The organism is Cupriavidus cauae, from assembly GCF_026210475.1.
GTDB lineage: Bacteria > Pseudomonadota > Gammaproteobacteria > Burkholderiales > Burkholderiaceae > Cupriavidus > Cupriavidus cauae.
Genome location: NZ_CP080293.1, coordinates 2002830 through 2024394 on the forward strand (window position 1 = coordinate 2002830; position 21565 = coordinate 2024394).

Below are 21565 nucleotides of genomic sequence, written 5' to 3' on the forward strand. Positions count from 1 at the left end.
CCGGACGCCGCGACCGGCTCAGCTCGCCGCCCGGCGTGCGCGCCGGCCCTCCCTGGCCGCCGCCGGCACGCCGCGCGCGCCCTGCGCCAGCATCTCCTCGGCGTGTTGCAGCGTGGTGGCGGTCACCGTCGCGCCGCCCAGCATGCGCGCGGTCTCGACCACGCGGCCGGCGGCGTCGAGCACGCGGATCTGCGAGCGCGTCACGGCCTCGCCGCCATCGCCGACGGTCTCCTTGCTGACCAGCAGGTGCGTGCCGGCCTGCGCGGCGACCTGGGGCAGGTGGGTCACGCACAGGACCTGGCGCGCGCGACCAAGCTCCTGCAGCCGGCGGCCGACCACCTCGGCGACCGCGCCGCCGATGCCGGTATCGACCTCGTCGAAGATCAGCGTCGGCGTCGGCGCGGCCTCGCTGGTGATCACCGAGATCGCCAGGCTGATCCGCGCCAGTTCCCCGCCCGACGCGACCTTGGCCAGCGGCCGGGCGCTGACCCCCGCATGGCCGGCCACCAGGAACTCGACCTGTTCGAGCCCGTGGCTGGCGCCTTCCTCGAGCGGGTGCAGCGCGACGGTGAAGCTGCCACCGGCCATCGACAGGCCCTGCATCGCCTCGGTGACCGCCGCCGACAGCCGCTCGGCGGCCTCGCGGCGGCTGTCGCTCAGATGGCGCGCGATGGTCAGGTAGGCGGCGCGGGCCGCCGCCTCGCGCGCGGTGATCTTGTTCAGGTCCTGCGCGGCCTGCAGGTCGTCGAGCTGCTGGCGGCGCGCCAGCAGTTCCTCGGGCAACTGTTCGGGCGGCACGCGGAACTTGCGCGCGGCGGTGTGCAGGGCCTGCATCCGCTCCTCGACTACCTGCAGCCGCTCGGGATCGAGCTCGAGCCGGTCGACGTAGCGGGTCAGCGAGTGGGCCGCTTCCTCGGCCTGCACCTCGGCCGCTTCGAGCGCGGTCACCACATCGGCGAGCGCGGGGTCGACCTCGGCCAGCTGGCGCAGCCGGTGCGCCATCTCATTGAGCGCCGACAGCACCGCGCCGTCGGCCTCCGACAGCGCATCGAGCGCGGCGCGGCCGCCCTCGAGCAGATTGGCCGCATGCGACAGGCGCTTGTGCTCGCCCTGGATCGCTTCCCATTCGCCGGCCTGCGGCGCCAGCTTGTCGAGCTCGCCGACCTGCCACTCGAGCCGCTCGCGTTCGAGCTGCATCTCGCGCGACTGCTGTTCGACGGCCTCGCGCTGGCGCACGCAGGCCCGCCAGGTGCGCCAGGCCTCGGCCACCGCGGCGGCTTGCGCGGTCAGGCCCGCGTGCGCGTCGAGCAGCAGCCGCTGCGCGTCCGGCCGCAGCAGCAGTTGGTGGGCGTGCTGTCCGTGGATGTCGACCAGCTGGTCGCCGACCTCGCGCAGCTGCGCGAGCGTGGCGGCGTTGCCGTTGATGAAGGCCTTGCTGCGGCCGTTGGCATCGACGACCCGGCGCAGCAGCACGTTGCCGTCGTCCTCGGCCAGCGCCTGCTCGTTGAGCCAGGCGTCCAGCGCGGGGTGCGTGGAGAAGGTGGCGCTGACGCTGGCGCGCGCCGCGCCCTCGCGCACCACGCCGGCATCGGCGCGCTCGCCGAGCACCAGCGCGAGCGCATCGATCAGGATCGACTTGCCGGCACCGGTCTCGCCGGTGAACACGGTAAAGCCGGCGGTGAAGTCGAGGTCGAGCGTGTCGACGATGACGAAATCGCGGATGGACAGGCTGCGCAGCATCTTGGGAGACGGAAGGCGGCGGTGACTTGGGAGGGATCGGGACCGGCGGCGCGCGCTGGCGCTCAGAGCCGGTTGTCTTCGGTCGGGTACTCGTGCCAGTGCAGCTTCTTGCGCAGCGTGGCGTAGTAGTTGTAGCCGACCGGGTGAAGCAGGTTGATGGTCCTGGCCGAGCGGCGCACGACGATGCGGTCGCCGGGCAGCAGCGAGGTCAGCGACTGCATGTCGAAGTTGACGCTGGCATCGCGGGCGGTGGCGACCTCGATCGACACCTCGGCGTCGTGCGGCAGCACGATCGGCCGGTTCGACAGCGCATGCGGGGCGATCGGCACCAGCACCAGTCCGGACAGCGTCGGATGCAGGATCGGCCCGCCGGCCGACAGCGCATAGGCGGTCGAGCCGGTCGGCGTCGACACGATCAGGCCGTCCGAACGCTGGTTGTACATGAAGTAGCCGTCCACCGAGACCGCCAGCTCGACCATGCCGGAGATGCCCGAGCGATTGACCACCACGTCGTTCAGGGCCAGCGCGGAGAAGATCACGCCCTCGTCGCGGATCACGCGCGATTCGAGCAGCATGCGGTTCTCGGGCTCGTAGTGGCCGCTGAGCATGGCCGGCAGCACCGATTGCACATCCTCCAGCGGGATGTCCGTCATGAAGCCGAGGCGGCCGTGGTTGACGCCGATCAGGGGCACCGAGAAGCCGGCCAGCTGGCGCGCGATGCCGAGCAGCGTGCCGTCGCCGCCGAGCACCACGGCGACGTCGGCCTGCCGGCCGATCTCTTCGGCGGACAGCGCGGGGTAGTCGGTCAGGCCGGTCGCCAGCGCCGTCTCGCGTTCGAACACCACGTCCTGGCCGTTGCGCAGGATGCAGGCCGCCAGTTCCTCGAGCGGGCCCTCGATGCCCGCGGTCGAATACCTGCCGACCAGGGCGACCGTGCGAAAGGGCGCGTGCGCGGCGCCGGACTTGGGGTGTGCAGACATGCCCGGATTAGACCATACCGCCGTGACCATTGTCAGCACGGGGCGGGGGGCGAGTGCCAGCGCGAGCCCCGGCGCGCAAAACTTGCGTAAAATCGGGACACCATGGACGAACGAGCGAAAACCCTTCTCAAGACCCTGATCGAGCGCTACATCGCCGAAGGGCAGCCGGTCGGCTCGCGTACGCTGTCGAAGTACTCGGGACTGGACCTGTCGCCGGCGACAATCCGCAACGTGATGTCGGACCTGGAGGAGATGGGCTTCATTGCCAGCCCGCACACGTCGGCGGGGCGCATTCCGACCCCGCGCGGCTACCGGTTGTTCGTCGACACCATGCTGACGGCCCAGCCGCTCGACAGCCAGTTCGACCGCACCAAGCTGGCCGGGCTGATCCAGGGCGAACTCGGCGCGCAGGAACAGAGCCCGCAGCGGATGATCACCACCGCCGCGCGCACGCTGTCGAACCTGTCGCAGTTCGCCGGCGTGGTGATGACCCCGCGCCGCGCGCAGGCGTTCCGGCAGATCGAATTCATGCGGCTGTCCGACAAGCGCATCCTGCTGATCATCGTGACGCCCGAAGGGGACGTGCAGAACCGCATCATCCAGACCGAGCTGCCCTACAGCGCGTCGCAGCTGGTCGAGGCGGCCAATTTCATCAACACGCATTACGCCGGCATGCGCTTCGACACGGTGCGGGAGCGGCTGCGCGACGAACTGAAGGCGCTGCGCATCGACATGTCCGAACTGATGCAGGCCGCGGTCGAGGCCGGCAGCAGCGCGATGGCCGACGAGGACGACCAGGTCTATATCTCGGGCGAACGCAAGCTGCTCGAGGTCGAGGACCTGGCCTCGAGCATGGACAAGCTGCGCCGGCTGTTCGACGTGTTCGAGCACAAGACCAGCCTGCTGCAGCTGCTCGATGTGTCCAGCCATGCCGAGGGCGTGCAGATCTTCATCGGCGGCGAGAGCCGGCTGGTGCCGCTCGAGGACATGGCGGTGATCACCGCGCCGTACGAGGTCGACGGCCAGATCGTCGGCACGCTGGGCGTGATCGGCCCGACGCGGATGGCCTATGACCGGGTGATCCCGATCGTCGATATCACCGCGCGGCTGCTGTCGAGCGCGCTGAGCAGCCAGAACTGATGGCGGCCAGGGCGGGCCGCCACGCGCAGGGCGGCCTTCGCGCCCCAGCGATACCGGAATCCCTATGACCTTTACCGCAGAACCGGCCTATCGGCATGGGCAGGCGCCCCGCACGGCGATCCTGCTGATCAATCTGGGCACGCCCGACGAGCCGACCCCCAAGGCGGTCGGCCGCTATCTGAAGCAGTTCCTGTCCGATCCGCGCGTGGTGGAGATTCCGCGCGCCGCCTGGCTGCCGGTGCTGTACGGGCTGATCCTGCCGCTGCGCTCGCGCGCGTCGGCGCTCAAGTACGAATCGATCTGGCTGCGCGAGGCGCACCGGACCGGCTCGCCGCTGCTGGTCCACACCGAACGGCAGGCGCATGCGCTGCAGCAGTTGCTGGCGCAGCAGGGACACGACGTGACGGTGGCCTGCGCGATGCGCTACGGCAACCCGTCGATCCCATCCGTGATGGAGGCGCTGCGGCGCCAGGGCTGCGAGCGCATCCTGGCGCTGCCGATGTACCCGCAGTATTCCGGCACCACCACCGCGACCGCCTTCGACGAGCTGTTCCGCGTGCTCGGCGAATGGCGCAACCAGCCCGAGCTTCGGCTGGTCAAGCATTTCCACGATCATCCGGCCTACCTGGGCGCGCTGCACCAGCAGGTCGGCGCCTATTGGGCCCAGCACGGCGCGCCCGATTTCGCGCGCGGCGACCGCCTGATCCTGTCCTTCCATGGCGTGCCGCGGCGCACGCTGGAATTGGGCGATCCGTATCACTGCGAATGCCTGAAGACCGGCCGCATGCTGGGCGAGGCGCTGGGTCTGCAGCCCGGCCAGTACCAGGTCACGTTCCAGTCGCGCTTCGGCAAGGCCGAGTGGCTGCAGCCCTATACCGCGCCGACGCTGACCGAGCTTGGCAAGGTCGGTACCGCGCGGGTCGACGTGTTCTGCCCGGGCTTTCCGGCCGACTGCATCGAGACGCTGGAAGAGATCGCGATGGAGGGGCAGTCCGAATTCAAGGTCGCCGGCGGCAAGGAGTTCCACTTCATTCCGTGCCTGAATGACGCGCCGTTCTGGATCACCGCGCTGTCGGAGATTGCGCTGCAGCATATGCAGGGCTGGCCCCTGCGGCTGCCGCACGCGCACGAACTGGAGGCCAGGCGCTCGCTGGCGCAGGCAAGGGGGGCGGCGGCATGAATCCGTCATACGAGGACGATGCGCGCCAGCGCATCGACAAGTGGCTGTGGTGCGCGCGCTTCTTCAAGACCCGCTCGCTGGCGGCGGAGGCCGTCGAGCGGGGCCGGGTGGAGGTCAACGGCCAGCCATGCAAGAATTCGCGCGAGGTCAAGCCCGGCGACAGGATACGCATCGACGCCCATCAGCAGCGCTGGGAGCTGGTCGTCAAGGGCGTCGCCCCGGCCCGCGGGCCGGCCTCCGTCGCCCAGACGCTCTACGAGGAAACCGAGGAAAGCCGGACGCGGCGCGCCGCCGAGGCCGAACGGCGGCGTCTGCATGTCGAGCCGGCGTCGCAATTGCAGGGGCGCCCGACGAAGCGGGACCGCCGCCGCATCGAGGATCTGAAAGGGTGAACCGAAGCGACACGGCCCGCGCGGGCGGGCCGTGTGTCAGCGGGAATACTGGATGATGTATTGGCGCAGCGCCGGATCGGCGCCGCCGGCCACGCTGTCGCGCGGGGTCAGTCCGTCGGAGAGCCAGATGAAGACGGTCAGGGCCGCCAGCGAAAGAAGTACCAGCAGGGTGAAGAGCGAAAACTTCGGCGTTTTGTTCGACGGCTTCGGCAGCTTGCGCATGGCCTTACCCCGGCAGGAAAGACTTCAATATGGGACGGCACCCCGGCAGTTTTGTCGTTTTTTTGGATTTATCTTAGAAGCTGCACTGCAGCAAAGCAATTTCACTCCCCGCAGCACTGGTTTAAGTTTGTAAGCTGATGTTTCCTGCAGATGTCCATCCGCTCTTGAAATATCGGCTTGGCGCCACCAGTTGCCAGCTGAATTCCGATTGACCCCAGGCGGACCGCCGGTGCGGCCGCAACTTGTTCTGAAACGGATCGACATGGAAGACCAGAAGCAAACGCCATCCAACACGCCGCCGACCTCGCCCGCCGACCAGGCCGCCGAAGCGCAAGCCGCGCAACCGGCAACGCCGAACCAGACGACCGAGCCCGCCGCAGCCGCGGATGACGTGGCCACCCAGCTCGCCGCACAGCTGGCCGAGCAGGAAGCCAAGGCACGCGAGAACTACGATCTGTATCTGCGTGCCGTCGCCGAGGCCGAAAACATCCGGCGCCGGGCGCAGGAGGACGTGGCAAAGGCCCACAAGTTCGCCATCGAGAGCTTCGCCGAGCATCTGCTGCCGGTGATGGACAGCCTGCAGGCCGCGCTGGCCGATGGGTCGGGCGATATCGCCAAGCTGCGCGAGGGGGTCGAACTGACCGCCAAGCAGCTGGCCAGCGCCTTCGAGAAGGGCCGCATGGTCGAACTGAATCCGGTCGGCGAGAAGTTCGACCCGCATCGGCACCAGGCGATTTCGATGGTGCCTTCGGAGCAGGAACCGAATACGGTGGTGGCCGTGCTGCAACGCGGCTATCTGATCGCGGACCGGGTCCTGCGGCCCGCATTGGTGACGGTGGCTGCGCCGAAGTAAGGGTCGGCGGGCAGACCGGCCTGCCTCCGATGCGCAGCCACGCCCGGCGCCGTTTCGGCACCGGGCGTTCTCGTTTGTGGAGAAATGCGATGCCTTACCCGTTCGGCGCAGCGCCGGCGCCCCATACGGATCACCGCGCGTTCGAGGCCTTCGGCATGCGCGCGGTCGATCATGACACCATCGACGACGCGCTCGCCGCCGCCGGCGACAAGCTGGTCTGCGTGTTCTTCTGGGGCGAGGACTGCTACAACTGCGAAATGGCCAAGAAGGCCATGCTGGCCAATCCGGACCCGCTGCGCCAGCTCGATCTGCACTGGCTGCATGCCGACGTCTACACCTATCCGGCGCTGGGACGGCGCTTCGGGCTGTACGGCATCCCGGTGTTCATGTTCTTCCACCGCGGCAAGAAGCTCGGCCGCGCCACCGGCTGGCATGGCATCGGGCAGTTCGCCGCGGCGGTTGCCAATGCGCGGCTGAAGGCCAGCGGCAAGCCGCTCGCCGGGTGACGGCCCGGTAGCCGCCGCCGCGGCTCGGCGGCCGGGCGCGCCTGGAGGCTCGACGGTCGCCTTTCCCGGCGGCTCGACGCTCGCGCGCCCGGCGACTCGGCAGGCGCGGGGGCTCGGCCCCTCAGCGGTTCAGCGAATAACCGATGCGGAACTGCCACGGCGTCTTGCGGTTGTAGTCGAGCAGGCTCTCGCCATAGCCGACGAAGTAGCCGGCCATCAGGTAGCCGGCCGTGCCCGGGATCAGCCTGCCCATCGGGTAGGTGAACTGCGCGTCCACGCTGCCGTACCACTGGCGGGTGCCCTTGCGCACCGTCGCCGCCAGCTCCCAAGAATCGGGTTTGCCGTAGGCGACCCGCAGATCCATATAGCCCCGGTAGCGCGCGATATCGCTGTTGTCGCTCTTCTCCAGGTAGTAGTAGAGCTTGGGCGTCACGGTCCAGTGCCAGTCGTTCGTCTCGCCGAAGTGGAAGGTCGGCTTCAGGAACAGCGTATTGATGCTGCGCGACTGGTCGCCGTCGCGGCCGTTCGATTCGTGTTCGAGGCCGGTCGCCACCGACAGCCGGCTGATCCAGCGATTGCGCACGCCGGTATCGGACAGGTAATAGAAGATGCTGGGCCGGTAGTTGGTGTCGTGGAACGGCTTGGATTCCTCCGACAGATCCCACAGCGAGAACTGCGTGTAGCCGACGTACAGATTGTCGAGCCAGTAGCGCGAGTTGGGATCGCGGCCCTCGAAGATCCGGTACTTGAAGCTGAACTGGAACTTGGCATTGGCGCCGCCGTGCGCGCCGACGGCGAAGTACATCGGATCGTTGAAGGTCAGCCGGCTGCCGCCCGACAGGATCGGCTGGTCGTAGACCGGCTGGCCCGGTCCCTTCGGCTGGACCACCGTCTCGACCGGCGTCGCCGCGATATCCGCCTGCTGATCGTCGTGGTCGGCCGGCACGGCCGCGGTCGTCGCCGCAGGCGTACCGGCGGACGGCGCCGCGGCGGTGGCCGGGGGCGCGATGCCCGACTGGTTCAGCGTCACCAGCACCGGCGCGGCGTCGAGGCCGACCGGATCGAGGCGGATCTGGCCGCGCAGCGTCGACGGGATCTCGCCCTGGTACTGAATGGTGCGATTTTCCCCGCGGCGCAGGCGCACCGTGGCCGGCCCCGGCGTGATCCGGCGCATCGTGATCCGCACCGGCGCCAGCATTTCCGGCGAGGCGACCACTTCCAGCGTATCGGGCACCAGATAGCTGCGGTTGGCGGTGTCGGCGGTCACCAGCAGCGTCAGCCGCAGCGGCTGCGCGCCGTCCAGCACGCGCGGCGGCTGCAGCAGCGCGATCGCGGCGTGGGCGGACGGCGCGCACAGGGCGGCGAGGGCAAGGGAAACGGCGGCGGCGGGCGCGAGCAGGCGCGGACGACGAGCCGCGGACGGGCTTCGGAGCATCGGCATCATGGGAAATATTGGAGGGGTGTGCCGGATATGACGCATGGCACGGCCCGGAATGGCAACGCGCCAAAGCCTAGCACGTGGCCGGCCGGACTAGCTGTGACGATTTGTACCGGCCGGTCGGCCGGCGGTCCGGCGGAAATCAGCCGCGCGCGCGGCGCTGGACGCAGGCGATGTAGTGCTCGCCGTCCGGCGGCAGCCCGCTGCGTTGCGATTGCCACAGCATCTCGCCGAGGCATTCCATCATCTGATGATGGGCCTCGTGCGGCGAATCAAGCCGGCGCGCCAGCTGTTCGAACGCCTGGCGGATGCCGCGCGGCTGGTCGACCGACACCTGCTCGGCGATCGACAGATGCATGGCCAGATGCAGGAAGGGGTTGGTCTGCCCGCGCTCGGGCGTGAATTCCTCGGCGATGGCCGCGTCGGCGTCGGCGAGCTGGTCGTGGTATTCGGGGTGGGCGCGGATCCAGTCGACGGCGATCGCCTCGAGCGGCGTCAGCACTTCGTTGGCGCCTTGCTTGCGCCAGGCTTCGCAAAAGAACCGGCGAACTTCTTCACGGGAGGGATTGAACATGATGGGGCGGATTGTAAACGACGGCCCGCGGGCTTGCCGGCGCTGCCCCGCGTTGGGTGCCACTGAGACTGTGCCGCAGGGGCCGCATGCCGACTAGAATGCGGGATCGTCCGGCGTGCCGTTCGACCCGGCGCTTTACCCGCGTTCGACTCGAGTTCGTCCTGCCTTCGACCCGTGATCGACCCGAGTTCGACCCGAGTTCGACCCGAGTTCGATCCGTGTCGGCCCCGTTCGACCTGAAGTTGGACCTTCCGTAGACCTCGCCATAGGGCCCGGCTCCTCCATGACCGCTACCCCCCGCCCATCGACCCTGCTGCGGCACGCCGGCGACAAGCTGGCCGGTGTGCTGCTGATCGCGATCTCGGCCAGCGCCTTCGGCGCGATGGCGATCTTCGCCCGCTTCGCCTATGACGCCGGCGCCGACGTCTATGGCCTGCTGTCGGTGCGCTTCGTGCTGGCTGCGATCGCGCTGGCGGCGGTGATGCGCTGGCAGCGGATCGCGCTGCCGCCGTGGCCGCGCGTACTGGCGCTCGCGGCGATGGGCGGCATCGGCTATGTCGGCCAGTCGTTCTGCTTTTTCAGCGCGCTGAACCATGCGCAGGCCAGCCTGGTCGCGCTGCTGCTCTATTTGTATCCGGTCTTCGTCACCGTGATGGCCGCGCTGTTCCTGAAGGAGAAGCTGACGGGCGCGGCGGTGACCGCGCTGGTGCTGTGCTCGGTCGGCGCGGGCCTGACGGTCGGCGGCGGCGAGGGCAGCGCGCTCGGCATCGGCCTGGGCCTGGCGTCGGCACTGATCTATTCGGTCTACATCATCGTCGGCGCGCGGCTGACGCCCGGCGTGCACCCCGTGGCGACCACCACGGTGGTCTGCACGGCGGCCGCGGTCGTCTATGTCGGCGCCGCGCTGGCCCGGGCCGCGGCCGGCATGCCGCCGCAGTTTCCGGCCGATGCCGGCGGCTGGCTGGCGTTGGCGGCGATCGCGCTGCTGTCGACGGTGCTGGCCATCCTGACCTTCTTCGCCGGCCTGCAGCGGCTCGGCGCGGCCCAGGCCTCGATGCTGTCCACGCTCGAACCGGTGGTCACGGTGCTGCTGGCCGCGCTGCTGCTGGGCGAGCAGATCGGCCTGACCCAGGCCGTCGGCGGCGGCCTGATCCTGGCCGGCGTGCTGTGGCTGACCCGCAAGGGCACGGCGCCCGCGCCTGTACAACAAAATTGAACGGCTTGCTGAAATCCTTGGCGTGGAACGGGTGGAACGCGTCGGTAGAATGCGCCCTTTCCCGTACTTCCCTGAGGAATCCGCATGAAATCGCTCGACCAGGCCGCCATCGCCCAACTGTTCACCGAGGCCCGTACGCATAGCGCCTGGCAGGACCGGCAGATCGACGATGCCGTGCTGCATCAGCTGTACGAGGCGATGAAGTTCGGCCCGACCGCGGCCAACAGCTCGCCGGCCCGCATCGTGTTCGTCAAGACCGCGGCGCAGAAGGCGAAGCTGGTCGAATGCGTGTCGCCGGGCAATGTCGACAAGACCCGTTCGGCCCCGGTGACCGCGATCGTCGCCTTCGATACCGCCTTCCACGAGCAGCTGCCCAGGCTGTTCCCGCACGCCGATGCCCGTTCCTGGTATGTCGGCCAGCCGGAGAAGATCGCCCGCGACGCGCTGGTCAACAGCTCGCTGCAAGGTGCCTATCTGATCCTGGCGGCGCGCGCGCTCGGCCTCGACTGCGGGCCGATGGGCGGCTTCGACCCCGCCAAGGTCAATGCGGCGTTCTTCCCCGACGGCAAATGGTCGGTCAACTTCCTGATCAACCTCGGCTATGGCGACGCCGACAAGCTGTTCCCGCGCAACCCGCGCCTGAGCTTCGACGAGGCCTGCCGGATCGTCTGATCGGGTGAAAGGATGACCGGTGACCGGACCGGTTGACCGGGTGACCGGGTGACCGGTCGACGGATGATCAGGTCACCGCGCTGGCTGCTCGCGTGGTCACAGGCGCGGCGGCAGCGTCTTGTCCGGGTACTCGCACAGCGTCTCGATCGCGCAATGCCAGCATTCGGGCTTGCGCGCCTTGCAGACGTAGCGGCCGTGCAGGATCAGCCAGTGGTGCGCGTCGTGCAGGAACTCGTCGGGCACGACCTCCAGCAGCTTCATCTCGACGGCCTGCACGGTCTTGCCGGGCGCCAGTCCGGTGCGGTTGCTGACGCGGAAGATGTGCGTGTCGACCGCGACGGTCGGATGGCCGAAGGCGGTGTTCAGCACCACGTTGGCGGTCTTGCGGCCGACGCCCGGCAGCGCTTCCAGCGCCTCGCGATCGGCCGGCACCTTGCCGCCGTAGCGCTCCGCGAGGATCCGGCAGGTCTCCATCACGTGCTTCGCCTTGGTCTTGTACAGGCCGATGGTCTTGATGTATTCGATCAGCCCCGACTCGCCCAGGGCCAGGATCTTCTGCGGCGTGTTGGCGATCGCGAACAGCCTGCGGGTGGCCTTGTTGACGCCGACATCGGTGGCCTGCGCCGACAGCAGCACGGCGATCAGCAGTTCGAACGGCGAGCTGTACTCGAGTTCGGTGGTGGGCGACGGGTTGGTTTCTCTGAGCGTTTCAAACAGCGCGCGGCACTTGGCGGCGTTCATTGTGGTCGCTTGGTGTCGGAGGGGACGGGATGGTCGGAATGGCCGGAATCGCCGGAATGGTCGGAAGGCTCGGGCCCGGCGGCCGGCGCCGGCTCGGGGCGGTCAACCGGATCGGCCGGTGCGGCGTTGAGCGGCTGGGCGGCCTGCCGCTTCTGGCGCGCCCGTTCGATCGCCGCCTGGATGATGGCCTTCTTGCGCTCCTGCGCCTGGCGCTCGGCCTCGGACGACGCCGCTTCCTGGCGCAGCGCTTCGAGCTTGGCGGCGGCCTTGGCCGCCAGGCGCGCTTCGTTCTCCTCGCGCTCGCGCACCAGCCGCTGCTTGCGCGACAGGTAGCGGGCACGGGCGGCGTCGGCCTGCGGCTGCGACCAGGCGTCCCAGCCGGTGCGCTCGCCGGTGACCGGGATCATCGCGATGCAGTCGACCGGGCAGGGCGCCACGCACAGGTCGCAGCCGGTGCACCAGTCCGGCAGCACGGTGTGCATCTGCTTGGCGGCGCCGACGATCGCGTCGACCGGGCAGGCCTGAATGCACAGCGTGCAGCCGATGCACAGCGTCTCGTCGATCCGCGCGACCGCGCGCGGCTGTTCGGTGCCATGACTCGGATCGAGCGGCAACGGCGCGACACCGAGCTCGGCCGCCAGCCGCCGGATACCTTCGGCACCGCCGGGCGGGCAGCGATTGCAGTCGGCCTCCCCGCGCGCCATGGCCTCGGCATAAGGACGGCATCCCTGAAAGCCGCACTTGGTGCATTGCGTCTGGGGCAGCAGGGCTTCCAGGCGGTCGGCGCGGGCCGCCAGACCGACGTCCAGGGAAGCAGCGGCGGGGGAAGCGGAAGCGGTATCGGCGGCGGAAGCGGTCACGAAAGCAGGGGAACGATGCGGGGTAACACAAGGTGCAGCCGTACGGTGCGGCTGACGCGGCAAGGATTATCCCCGATTTCGCCGCGCCGCAGAAACCATGAAGATGCGCCCTTTGCCATGGCGCCGAAGCTGATCAACCCGGAGCGCCCGCGCCAGTGGGGCAGGTGCGCCATGCCATCATCCACAAAATCGAGCCGACCACGCATGTCGAACGCCACCAAGACGAAACGCGATCCCGAAGGAACCCGTCGTCGCATCATGGATGCGGCCACCGAGGAGTTCGCCAAGGGCGGCCTGGCCGGCGCACGCGTCGACCAGATTGCCCGCCGCGCCGAGACCAACGAGCGCATGCTGTATTACTACTACGGGAGCAAGGAGGGCCTGTTTCTCGCGGTGCTCGAACGCCAGTATGCGCAGTTCCGCGCCGCGGAGGAGCGCCTGCAGATCGGCGACGAGGACCCGGTCGCCGCGGTCCGCAAGCTGGCCCGCTTCGTCTGGGACTGGTACTACCAGCATCCCGAGTTCATCCGCCTGGTCAACAGCGAGAATCTGCACGAGGCGCGGCACCTGAAGAAATCCACGCAGCTGCACGACCTCGTCAATCCGGTGGTCGACGTGCTGGCCGAGATCGTTCGCCGCGGCCAGCGGCAGGGCGTGTTCCGCGACGGCGTCGATGTGCCGCAGCTCTATCTGACGATCTCGGCGCTCGGCTATTACGTGCTGTCGAACCGCTACACCATCAGCGCGGTGATCGGCCGCGACGTGGCCTCGCAGGACGAGCACGAGCGCTTCGCGCAGCTGCATACGGACATGCTGCTGGCGTATCTGGCGCGGCGCTAGGGGCCGGGAAAGGGCAATGAGAAACGGGACCGCGTTGCGGTCCCGTTTCTCATTGGCGATCGGCTGGTGAGCTCTTGACGATCTGTCTTCGCCTCGGTCGGCCGAGTCGGGCTCGGTCGGCTGGGTCGGGCTCGGTCGGCTCGGCCCGGCTCAGTTCGGCTCAGCTCGGTTCGGCTCAGTTCGGCTCAGTTCGGCTCAGTTCGGCTCAGTTCGGCTCAGCGGTACTTGCGAATGAAATCGCGCAGTTCCGGATAGATCGTTTCGCGCCAGCGCCGGCCGGAGAAGATGCCGTAGTGCCCGCACCTGGGCGCGGTCAGATGTTGCTTGCGGGTCTTCGGAATGCCCGCGCACAGGTCGTGCGCGGCGGCGGTCTGGCCCGCGCCCGAGATGTCGTCGAGCTCGCCTTCGATCGTCATCAGCGCGGTGTGCTTGATGTCCTGCGGCCGCACCGGCTCGCCCTGGATCTCCCAGGTGCCGTTGGCCAGCCGGAACTCCTGGAAGACTTCGCGGATGGTGTCGAGGTAGTACTCGGCCGCCATGTCCAGCACGGCGTTGTATTCGTCGTAGAAGCGCACATGCGCCTCGGCATCGTCGGCATCGCCCTCGATCAGGCTGAGGTAGTAGTCGTAATGCGAGGACAGATGGCGGTCCGGGTTCATCGCGACGAAGCCGGCATGCTGCAGGAAGCCGGGATAGACGCGCCGGCCGTGGCCGGGATAGTTGGCCGGCACCGTGTAGATGACATTGTTCTCGAACCACTCGTACGACTTGTTGGTCGCCAGCGAATTGACCGCGGTCGGGCTTTTGCGCGCGTCGATCGGACCGCCCATCATCGTCATCGTCTTGGGCGTCTTCTCGCCGGCGGAGGCCATCAGCGAGATCGCGGCCAGCACCGGCACGGTCGGCTGGCAGACCGACACGACATGCAGGTCCTCGGCGCCGAGATGGCGGATGAATTCCTGGATGTAGCGGATGTAGTCGGCCAGGTGGAAGGGGCCGTCCTCGACCGGCACCATGCGCGCGTCGACCCAGTCGGTCACATAGACCTTGTGGTCCTGCAGCAGCGTGCGCACCGTGTCGCGCAGCAGCGTCGCGTGGTGGCCGGACAGCGGCGCGCAGACCAGCACCGACGGTTCGTCCTTCAGCAGCTTGATCGTGTCGGGATCGTCCGCGTAGCGCTTGAAGCGGATCAGCTTGCAGAACGGCTTTTCCATGATCGTCTGTTCGACGATCGGAATATCGCGGCCGTTGGAGCGCACGGACTTGATGTCGAAGGCGGGCTTCTCGTATTCCTTGCCGAGCCGGTACAGCAGCTCGTAGCCCGCGGCCAGCCGGGTGGCCCCCGGCACCAGCGACAGCGGGCTCAGGGGGTTGGTAAACGTCTTGGCCGTCGCCTGGGCCCACGCGGTCAGCGGGTTCAGGATCGAGCGCTGAAATTCATGCAGTTGGTAAAGCATTGCCGCACACCTGCCTTTCGATTTCGGGTTTTGCTGTGGCGGATTATGCGCTCAACTCGTTGGTTTGCGAACGACCGTACGCACAATCTTGCAACGCAGCATATACCTAAAGGTATGCCGGCGTGAGTGGAACTCAATAGGACAATGGCTGTAATTCTGGCGCGGTGTTGGACTACACCGACAGGGTGGGCGATGTGGGTGCTGTGCGGCGCACAAAAGCGCGCCGATAAGCGGGGAGGCGCAAGCGGCCGGAGGCGGGCGCTGCTGGAGCGGCCGGGCCGATTGGAACGGGTGGGAGAGTTTGAAACGGCCAGCAGAAAGCACGCGGGCCCATCGACGATGGGCCCGCTGGCGTCAGGAGTGGTCCCGAGGCTTACAGCACCGCGGCGATCGCGTCGACCACGGCGTCGATATTGCGGCTATTGAGCGCCGCCACGCAGATGCGGCCGGTGCCGACCGCATAGATCCCGTGTTCCGACTTCAGGCGCTCGACCTGTTCGGTGGTCAGGCCCGAGTACGAGAACATGCCGCGCTGCGCCTTGACGAAGGAGAAGTCGCGCGACACGCCCTTGGCGGCCAGCTTGTCGACCAGCGCGTGGCGCATCTGCTTGATGCGGTCGCGCATTTCGGCCAGTTCTTCCTCCCACATCGCGCGCAGTTCCGGGCTGTTCAGCACGGTCGCGACCACGGTGCCGCCATGCGTCGGCGGGTTCGAGTAGTTGGTGCGGATTACGCGCTTGACCTGCGACATCACGCGCTGCGCCTCTTCCTTGCCGGTCGTCACGATCGACAGCGCGCCGACACGCTCGCCATACAGCGAGAAGCTCTTCGAGAACGAGCTCGAGACGAAGAAGGGCAGGCCCGACTCGGCGAACAGCCGCACCGCGGCGCCGTCCTGGTCGATGCCGTCGGCGAAGCCCTGGTAGGCCATGTCGAGGAAGGGGATCAGGTTCCGTTCCTTGATCAGGCCGACCACCTGTTGCCATTGCTCGGCCGACAGGTCGACGCCGGTCGGATTGTGGCAGCAGGCGTGCAGCACGACGATCGTGTTGGCCGGATACGACTTCAGCGACTCCACCATGCCGGCGAAATTCAGGCCGTGGCTGGGGGCGTCGTAATAGGCATAGTTGACCACCTGGAAACCGGCGGCTTCGAACAGCGCGCGGTGGTTTTCCCAGCTCGGATCGCTGATCGCGACCTTGGCGTCCGGATACAGGCGCTTCAGGAAGTCGGCGCCGATCTTCAGCGCGCCGGTGCCGCCGAGTGCTTGAGCCGTCACCACACGGCCTTCCGTGATCAGCGGCGAGTTCTTGCCGAACAGCAGCGTCTGCACTGCCTGGTCGTAGGCCGCGATGCCCTCGATCGGCAGGTAGCCACGCGGGGTGGCCGTCGTCAGGCGTGCCTTCTCGGCTTCCTGCACCGCGCGCAGCAGCGGAATCTTCCCTTCGTCGGTGAAGTACACGCCCACGCCCAGATTGACCTTGTTGGCACGGGTGTCGGCGTTGAACGCTTCATTCAGGCCCAGGATGGGATCGCGCGGGGCCATCTCGACGGCAGAAAACAAACTCATTTGGGATTCTCGTGGTCAGCTATGTAACAAAACGGGAAGGCGTAGAATGCTCGGACTGCGCTGGGGGCGTGCGGTGGGTCCGCCTTGAAACGGACCGCGCAACCCCGAGATTCTAGCGTATCCGCCCGTATTCCAAAGGTTTTCTGCCTGTCTATGTCGAATCTCGCCGTGCCTCTCGCGGATGCCGCGCACACCCTGGACGAGGACAAATTCGTCAGCTTCCCCGGTTCGCCGTTTCAGCTGTATCAGCCCTATCCGCCGGCTGGCGACCAGCCCGAGGCGATCCGCCAGTTGGTCGAAGGCATCGAGGACGGCCTGTCCTACCAGACGCTGCTCGGCGTGACGGGCTCGGGCAAGACCTTCACGATGGCCAATGTGATCGCCCGGATGGGGCGGCCGGCCATCGTCTTTGCCCCAAACAAGACGCTGGCCGCCCAGCTCTACTCCGAATTCCGCGAGTTCTTTCCGCGCAACGCGGTCGAGTACTTCGTCAGCTACTACGACTACTACCAGCCGGAAGCCTACGTCCCGCAACGCGATCTGTTCATCGAGAAGGACTCGTCGATCAACGAGCATATCGAGCAGATGCGGCTGTCGGCGACCAAGAGCCTGCTGGAGCGGCGCGACACGATCATCGTGGCGACGGTGTCAGCGATCTATGGTATCGGCAACCCGAACGAATACCATCAGATGATTCTGACTCTGCGGGCCGGCGACCGCATCAGCCAGCGCGACGTGATCGGGCGGCTGATCGCGATGCAGTACACCCGCAACGACACCGATTTCCAGCGCGGCACCTTCCGCGTGCGCGGCGACACCGTCGACATCTTCCCGGCCGAACACGCCGAGGTGGCGGTGCGGGTGGAGCTGTTCGACGACGAGATCGAGTCGCTGCAGTACTTCGATCCGCTGACCGGCAAGGTGCGGCAGAAGATTCCGCGCTTCACGGTCTATCCGTCGAGCCACTACGTGACGCCGCGCGAGACGGTGCTGCGCGCCATCGAGGCGATCAAGGCGGAGCTGCGCGAGCGGCTCGATTTCTTCTACAAGGAAAACAAGCTGGTCGAGGCGCAGCGGCTGGAGCAGCGCACGCGCTTCGACCTCGAAATGCTGGCCGAGCTGGGCTTCTGCAAGGGCATCGAGAACTATTCGCGCCATCTGTCGGGCGCCCGTCCCGGCGACCCGCCGCCGACGCTGGTCGACTATCTGCCGCCCGACGCGCTGATGTTCCTGGACGAATCGCACGTGCTGATCGGCCAGCTCAACGCGATGTACAACGGCGACCGCTCGCGCAAGACCACGCTGGTCGAATACGGCTTCCGGCTGCCGTCCGCGATGGACAACCGGCCGCTGAAGTTCGAGGAGTTCGAGCGCAAGATGCGGCAGGCGATATTCGTCACCGCCACGCCGGCCGACTACGAGCGGGCCCATGCGGGCCAGGTGGTCGAGCAGGTTGTGCGGCCCACGGGCCTGGTCGATCCGATCATCACCGTGCGTCCCGCCGTCTCGCAGGTCGACGATCTGCTGTCGGAAATCCATTTGCGGATCCAGGCGGGCGAACGCGTGCTGGTGACCACGCTGACCAAGCGGATGGCCGAGCAGCTGACCGAATTCCTGTCCGAGAACGGCATCAAGGTCCGCTACCTGCATTCGGACATCGACACGGTGGAACGGGTCGAGAACATCCGCGACCTGCGCCTGGGCGCCTTCGACGTGCTGGTCGGCATCAACCTGCTGCGCGAGGGCCTGGATATCCCCGAGGTCTCGCTGGTGGCGATCCTCGATGCCGACAAGGAAGGCTTCCTGCGTGCCGAGCGCTCGCTGATCCAGACCATCGGCCGCGCCGCGCGCAACGTCAACGGCACCGCGATCCTGTACGCCGACCGCATCACCGATTCGATGCGCAAGGCCATCGACGAGACGGAGCGCCGCCGCAACAAGCAGATCGCCTTCAATACCGCCAACGGCATCACGCCGCGGGGCGTGGTCAAGCGGATCAAGGACATCATCGACGGCGTCTACGATCCGAACGAGGTCAAGGCCGAGCTGATGGCCGCCGAGGAGCGCGCCCGCTACGAGGACATGAGCGAGAAGCAGGTCGCCAAGGAAATCAAGCGCCTCGAGAAGAAGATGCTCGACCATGCCAAGAACCTGGAGTTCGAGCAAGCCGCGCAGGTCCGCGACCAACTGAGCAAGCTCAAGCAGCAGGTGTTCGGCGCGGCGGGCGAGGGCGGGGCGCTGCCGGCCTGAGACTTTGAAACGATGAAACGCTTTGCCATTCTGATGTGCTGCATGGGCAATATTTGCCGGTCGCCGACCGCGGAAGGCGTGCTGCGCGCCAAACTCGCCCAGGCCGGCCTGGCCGACGCCGTCGAGGTCGATTCGGCCGGCACCCACAGCTATCACCTGGGCCATGCGCCCGACCGCCGCGCGCAGCAGCATGCGCTGGCGCGCGGCTATGACCTCGCCGGGCAGCGGGCGCGGCTGGCCGCGGTCGAGGACTTCGCCCGCTTCGACCTGGTGCTGGCGATGGACCGCGACAATCTCGCGCGGCTGCAGGCCCTGTGCCCGCCCGAGCATCGCCACAAGGTCAAGCTGCTGATGCACTTCGCCACCCGGCACGATGCCGACGAGGTGCCCGATCCCTACTACGGCGAAGGCGACGGCTTCGAGCGCGTGCTCGATTACGTCGAGGACGCCTGCGAGGGCATCGTCGCAATGCTGCGCCAGCGACAATGACCGCGGGGGCCGCGCCGCGGCCCGTCTGCCTGCCTGATCACCGGCGTGCGTCCGACCCGATTCGCGCCAGTCTTTCCGTTACTTCCCGATGTTCCGAACCCTGCTTCGCAAATGGCGCGAGTCGCGCAATGCCAGCCTGCAGCTGGACGCCATCCTGTCCGCGGCCAATCCCGACGGCACGCTGGCCGAGCGCAACGGCTGGCTCATCGAATTGGGCTATTGGCTGCGCCGCGATGGCTGGCCGGCCGCGGGCGCTGCCCCGGCCGCCGGGCCGACCTCGGGCGACGACGTCTGGCCCGAGCACGTCCGGCTGCGCTATCTGCTGCAGGTGCTCGAGCGCAATCCGGAGCTCGCGGCCCGCTTTGCCCGCACCGTCCGCACGATCCTGCGTGACAACGATCCCACCGGTCTCTTCTGCGACACCGGCGTGGCCTCGCATCCGGGCTTCTGGGGCGAGATGATGGACCGCCTGCAGGCGCGCTTCCTGTCGCCGCCGCCGAACCGCGGCGACATGGCCGATCTGTTCGCGCTGCTGTTCGTCGGCGAGCGCGACGCCGACTGGGTGGCGGCGCTCGATGCGGAGCTGCTCGAACGGCTCGGCGCGCTGCTGATGTTTGCGCCGGACGAGGCCGCCGGCGAAGGCCCGGCTGACGGCGCGGGTGAAGGGGTGGATGAAGGGGCGGCTGACGGCGCGGGTGAAGGCGCGGGTGAAGGCGCGGGTGAAGGCGCGGGTGAAGCGGCGGCTGAAGGCGCAGACGCAGTGGGGATTGCAGGCACAGGCGCAGGCGAAGGCCCGGTCGAAGGCACGCGCGATGGCCAAGCCGCCGCCGCACGCCAGACCCTGCCCGCCCGCTACTGGGACCATCTCGAGCGCACGCTGGCCAGCAGCATCCAGGTGCTGGCCAGCCAGGTGCGCGCCACCGGGCTCAGCCAGGCGATCCGCGCGCGGCTGCCGAGCCGGGTCGACGACACGCCGTTCTTCCGGCTCGGCCCTGCCGTGGCGGCGCTGTGCGAGGAAGGGCTGGTGCGCGACAGCGATGTCTTCCTGCACCGCCTGAACTACTGCCGTGCGCTGCTCGACGGCTGCCACGACGCCGCGCGCCATGTCTACGCGGATCTCGAGGAGAACGGCGTCTCCGTCGAAGTGGTGTTCCAGATCGAGCGGATGAAGGTGCGGCTGGCCCGTATCGACATGCTGCTCGCCGCCTGGGCCGACCCCGCGCGCCGCGGCAAGGTCGCGCAGCTGGCCGGCGAACTGATCCGTTCGACGCAGGCGCGCCGCAGCGTCAAGCATCTGGCCGCGGAATCGTTCTCGCATCTGGCGCGCAAGGTGGTCGAGCGCTCGGCCGAGACCGGCGAGCACTACATCACGCGCGACCGCAAGGAGTACGGCGAACTGGTGCGGGCCGCGGCCGGCGGTGGGCTGATCACCGTGGCCACGGTCTATTTGAAGTTCCTGATCTATGGCCTGCACCTGGACAAGTTCATCGAGGGGCTGCTGGCGTCGCTGAACTATGCCGGCAGCTTCCTGGCGATCCATTTCGCGCATTTCACGCTGGCAACCAAGCAGCCGGCGATGACCGGTCCGGCCCTGGCGCATCGGCTCGATGCGGTGGGGCGGCCGGAGGGCAGGGAGGCGTTCGTCGACGATACCGTCGCGATGATCCGCTCGAACGCGGCGGCCATCGTGGGCAATCTGGCGGTGGTGTTTCCGGTGGCGCTGGCGATCCAGTGGCTGGCCGGCAAGCTGCTGTCGGTCAACCTGATCACCCCGGCCAAGGCGATCGCCACCATCGAATCGTTCTCGATCCTGGGTCCGACGCCGCTGTACGCGATCTTCACCGGCGTGCTGCTGTGGCTGTCGAGCCTGATTGCCGGGTGGGCGGACAACTGGTTCGCGCTGCACCGCGTGCACGACGTGCTCGCCTACCATCGACGGCTGCGCTATGTGCTGGGCGAGCGGGGCGCCATGCGGCTGGCCGACTTCTGGAAGCGCAACCTGTCCGGCATCGCGGGAAATGTGTCGCTGGGCTTTCTGCTCGGGCTGGGGCCCGAGATCCTGAGCTTCTTCGGTCCGCATATGGAGGTGCGCCACGTAACGCTGTCGACAGGCTCGGTCGGTACCGCGATCGGCGTGCTGGGCCTCGATGCGCTGCGGATGCCGGCGCTGTGGCTCGCGGTGGCCGGCATCGCGCTGATGGGCCTGTTGAACGTCGCCGTCAGCTTCGCGCTGGCCTTTTACATGGCACTGCGCTCGCGCAATCTGCGCCGGGTCGACCGGCGTGCGCTGAGCGCCGCGGTGCGGGGGCGCATCCTGCGCCATCCGCTGTCGCTGATCGTGCCGCCGCGGCAGGCGCCGGCTGACGCGGAGGCAGGCCGAGCCTAACCGTCCCCGACTGCGGCAATGCCCTTGCCATCACCAGGGGATCTGCCGAAGAAGTGACA

The 21565-nt window shown here is 67.9% G+C and carries 20 protein-coding genes; 11 read left to right on the top strand and 9 right to left on the bottom strand.

The features are described 5' to 3' along the window. Window positions 1-18: 18 nt before the first annotated feature. The gene (gene recN, locus KZ686_RS08995) at window positions 19-1740 is read right to left on the bottom strand and encodes a DNA repair protein RecN (protein WP_265632268.1); all 1722 of its coding nucleotides are present in this window, start codon (window positions 1738-1740) and stop codon (window positions 19-21) included. A 62-nt stretch (window positions 1741-1802) separates the two neighbouring features. Beyond that, entirely contained in the window at window positions 1803-2720 is a 918-nt protein-coding gene (locus KZ686_RS09000; protein WP_149319330.1) for an NAD kinase, read from the bottom strand. 102 nt (window positions 2721-2822) lie between these two features. Between KZ686_RS09000 and hrcA the strand changes: the two genes are divergently transcribed. From hrcA to KZ686_RS09015, 3 genes are all read left to right on the top strand, one after another. Beyond that, on the top strand, window positions 2823-3860 hold the full coding sequence (gene hrcA / locus KZ686_RS09005) for a heat-inducible transcriptional repressor HrcA (RefSeq protein ID WP_149319329.1): 1038 nt from the start codon (window positions 2823-2825) through the stop codon (window positions 3858-3860). Window positions 3861-3924: 64 nt separating this feature from the next. Next, window positions 3925-5040 (top strand): ferrochelatase, encoded by a 1116-nt coding sequence (hemH, locus tag KZ686_RS09010; protein ID WP_023263767.1) that lies wholly within the window; start codon window positions 3925-3927, stop codon window positions 5038-5040. Next, the gene (locus KZ686_RS09015) at window positions 5037-5432 is read left to right on the top strand and encodes an RNA-binding S4 domain-containing protein (RefSeq protein ID WP_265632269.1); all 396 of its coding nucleotides are present in this window, start codon (window positions 5037-5039) and stop codon (window positions 5430-5432) included. Before hemH ends, KZ686_RS09015 begins: the two co-directional genes overlap by 4 nt. A gap of 36 nt (window positions 5433-5468) precedes the next feature. Here KZ686_RS09015 and KZ686_RS09020 read toward each other — a convergent pair whose 3' ends face one another. After that, window positions 5469-5654: a hypothetical protein gene (locus tag KZ686_RS09020; protein WP_149319327.1), complete on the bottom strand. Its 186-nt coding sequence runs from the start codon at window positions 5652-5654 to the stop codon at window positions 5469-5471. A 262-nt stretch (window positions 5655-5916) separates the two neighbouring features. Here KZ686_RS09020 and grpE point away from each other — a divergent pair, with 262 nt between their 5' ends. Next, on the top strand, window positions 5917-6507 hold the full coding sequence (gene grpE / locus KZ686_RS09025) for a nucleotide exchange factor GrpE (RefSeq protein ID WP_149319326.1): 591 nt from the start codon (window positions 5917-5919) through the stop codon (window positions 6505-6507). Window positions 6508-6596: 89 nt separating this feature from the next. After that, window positions 6597-7013, top strand: a complete 417-nt coding sequence (locus KZ686_RS09030; protein WP_149319325.1) for a thioredoxin family protein — start codon at window positions 6597-6599, stop codon at window positions 7011-7013. Window positions 7014-7134: 121 nt separating this feature from the next. Here the strand turns inward: KZ686_RS09030 and KZ686_RS09035 are convergent, their stop codons facing one another. Both KZ686_RS09035 and KZ686_RS09040 read right to left on the bottom strand, forming a co-directional pair. Further along, the gene (locus tag KZ686_RS09035; protein WP_265633446.1) at window positions 7135-8454 is read right to left on the bottom strand and encodes a phospholipase A; all 1320 of its coding nucleotides are present in this window, start codon (window positions 8452-8454) and stop codon (window positions 7135-7137) included. A gap of 139 nt (window positions 8455-8593) precedes the next feature. Continuing rightward, on the bottom strand, window positions 8594-9025 hold the full coding sequence (locus tag KZ686_RS09040; protein ID WP_149319324.1) for a DUF1841 family protein: 432 nt from the start codon (window positions 9023-9025) through the stop codon (window positions 8594-8596). 283 nt (window positions 9026-9308) lie between these two features. Here KZ686_RS09040 and KZ686_RS09045 point away from each other — a divergent pair, with 283 nt between their 5' ends. Both KZ686_RS09045 and KZ686_RS09050 read left to right on the top strand, forming a co-directional pair. Continuing rightward, on the top strand, window positions 9309-10241 hold the full coding sequence (locus KZ686_RS09045; protein ID WP_149319323.1) for a DMT family transporter: 933 nt from the start codon (window positions 9309-9311) through the stop codon (window positions 10239-10241). Window positions 10242-10325: 84 nt separating this feature from the next. Further along, window positions 10326-10913 (top strand): malonic semialdehyde reductase, encoded by a 588-nt coding sequence (locus KZ686_RS09050; RefSeq protein ID WP_150081793.1) that lies wholly within the window; start codon window positions 10326-10328, stop codon window positions 10911-10913. 96 nt (window positions 10914-11009) lie between these two features. Here KZ686_RS09050 and nth read toward each other — a convergent pair whose 3' ends face one another. Then, window positions 11010-11654 (bottom strand): endonuclease III, encoded by a 645-nt coding sequence (gene nth, locus KZ686_RS09055; protein WP_149319321.1) that lies wholly within the window; start codon window positions 11652-11654, stop codon window positions 11010-11012. Further along, window positions 11651-12463, bottom strand: a complete 813-nt coding sequence (gene rsxB / locus KZ686_RS09060; RefSeq protein ID WP_150081923.1) for an electron transport complex subunit RsxB — start codon at window positions 12461-12463, stop codon at window positions 11651-11653. The genes nth and rsxB overlap by 4 nt, the downstream gene beginning before the upstream one ends. 255 nt (window positions 12464-12718) lie before the next feature. On the opposite strand from rsxB, the gene KZ686_RS09065 reads away from it, so the two are divergent. Beyond that, the gene (locus tag KZ686_RS09065; protein ID WP_149319319.1) at window positions 12719-13354 is read left to right on the top strand and encodes a TetR family transcriptional regulator; all 636 of its coding nucleotides are present in this window, start codon (window positions 12719-12721) and stop codon (window positions 13352-13354) included. A 215-nt stretch (window positions 13355-13569) separates the two neighbouring features. Here KZ686_RS09065 and KZ686_RS09070 read toward each other — a convergent pair whose 3' ends face one another. Both KZ686_RS09070 and KZ686_RS09075 read right to left on the bottom strand, forming a co-directional pair. Beyond that, window positions 13570-14811, bottom strand: coding sequence for a polyhydroxyalkanoate depolymerase (locus KZ686_RS09070; protein ID WP_149319318.1), 1242 nt, complete (start codon window positions 14809-14811; stop codon window positions 13570-13572). A gap of 373 nt (window positions 14812-15184) precedes the next feature. Further along, the gene (locus tag KZ686_RS09075; RefSeq protein WP_149319317.1) at window positions 15185-16381 is read right to left on the bottom strand and encodes an amino acid aminotransferase; all 1197 of its coding nucleotides are present in this window, start codon (window positions 16379-16381) and stop codon (window positions 15185-15187) included. Between the two features lie 153 nt (window positions 16382-16534). Here KZ686_RS09075 and uvrB point away from each other — a divergent pair, with 153 nt between their 5' ends. From uvrB to KZ686_RS09090, 3 genes are all read left to right on the top strand, one after another. Then, window positions 16535-18631 (top strand): excinuclease ABC subunit UvrB, encoded by a 2097-nt coding sequence (gene uvrB, locus KZ686_RS09080; protein WP_265632270.1) that lies wholly within the window; start codon window positions 16535-16537, stop codon window positions 18629-18631. A 12-nt stretch (window positions 18632-18643) separates the two neighbouring features. Then, a complete protein-coding gene (locus KZ686_RS09085) occupies window positions 18644-19120 on the top strand; it encodes a low molecular weight protein-tyrosine-phosphatase (protein ID WP_149319315.1) in 477 nt (158 codons plus the stop codon). An 88-nt stretch (window positions 19121-19208) separates the two neighbouring features. After that, window positions 19209-21506 carry a site-specific recombinase gene (locus KZ686_RS09090; protein ID WP_265632271.1) on the top strand — a complete coding sequence of 766 codons (2298 nt, stop codon included), beginning with the start codon at window positions 19209-19211 and terminating at the stop codon, window positions 21504-21506. Window positions 21507-21565 lie beyond the last annotated feature (59 nt).

Bases quoted from the DNA above. Each gene is read 5' to 3' on its own strand.
- recN (WP_265632268.1), bottom strand. From the start codon at position 1,740: ATGCTGCGCAGCCTGTCCATCCGCGATTTCGTCATCGTCGACACGCTC.
- KZ686_RS09000 (WP_149319330.1), bottom strand. From the start codon at position 2,720: ATGTCTGCACACCCCAAGTCCGGCGCCGCGCACGCGCCCTTTCGCACG.
- hrcA (WP_149319329.1), top strand. From the start codon at position 2,823: ATGGACGAACGAGCGAAAACCCTTCTCAAGACCCTGATCGAGCGCTAC.
- hemH (WP_023263767.1), top strand. From the start codon at position 3,925: ATGACCTTTACCGCAGAACCGGCCTATCGGCATGGGCAGGCGCCCCGC.
- KZ686_RS09015 (WP_265632269.1), top strand. From the start codon at position 5,037: ATGAATCCGTCATACGAGGACGATGCGCGCCAGCGCATCGACAAGTGG.
- KZ686_RS09020 (WP_149319327.1), bottom strand. From the start codon at position 5,654: ATGCGCAAGCTGCCGAAGCCGTCGAACAAAACGCCGAAGTTTTCGCTC.
- grpE (WP_149319326.1), top strand. From the start codon at position 5,917: ATGGAAGACCAGAAGCAAACGCCATCCAACACGCCGCCGACCTCGCCC.
- KZ686_RS09030 (WP_149319325.1), top strand. From the start codon at position 6,597: ATGCCTTACCCGTTCGGCGCAGCGCCGGCGCCCCATACGGATCACCGC.
- KZ686_RS09035 (WP_265633446.1), bottom strand. From the start codon at position 8,454: ATGCCGATGCTCCGAAGCCCGTCCGCGGCTCGTCGTCCGCGCCTGCTC.
- KZ686_RS09040 (WP_149319324.1), bottom strand. From the start codon at position 9,025: ATGTTCAATCCCTCCCGTGAAGAAGTTCGCCGGTTCTTTTGCGAAGCC.
- KZ686_RS09045 (WP_149319323.1), top strand. From the start codon at position 9,309: ATGACCGCTACCCCCCGCCCATCGACCCTGCTGCGGCACGCCGGCGAC.
- KZ686_RS09050 (WP_150081793.1), top strand. From the start codon at position 10,326: ATGAAATCGCTCGACCAGGCCGCCATCGCCCAACTGTTCACCGAGGCC.
- nth (WP_149319321.1), bottom strand. From the start codon at position 11,654: ATGAACGCCGCCAAGTGCCGCGCGCTGTTTGAAACGCTCAGAGAAACC.
- KZ686_RS09065 (WP_149319319.1), top strand. From the start codon at position 12,719: ATGTCGAACGCCACCAAGACGAAACGCGATCCCGAAGGAACCCGTCGT.
- KZ686_RS09070 (WP_149319318.1), bottom strand. From the start codon at position 14,811: ATGCTTTACCAACTGCATGAATTTCAGCGCTCGATCCTGAACCCGCTG.
- KZ686_RS09075 (WP_149319317.1), bottom strand. From the start codon at position 16,381: ATGAGTTTGTTTTCTGCCGTCGAGATGGCCCCGCGCGATCCCATCCTG.
- uvrB (WP_265632270.1), top strand. From the start codon at position 16,535: ATGTCGAATCTCGCCGTGCCTCTCGCGGATGCCGCGCACACCCTGGAC.
- KZ686_RS09085 (WP_149319315.1), top strand. From the start codon at position 18,644: ATGAAACGCTTTGCCATTCTGATGTGCTGCATGGGCAATATTTGCCGG.
- KZ686_RS09090 (WP_265632271.1), top strand. From the start codon at position 19,209: ATGTTCCGAACCCTGCTTCGCAAATGGCGCGAGTCGCGCAATGCCAGC.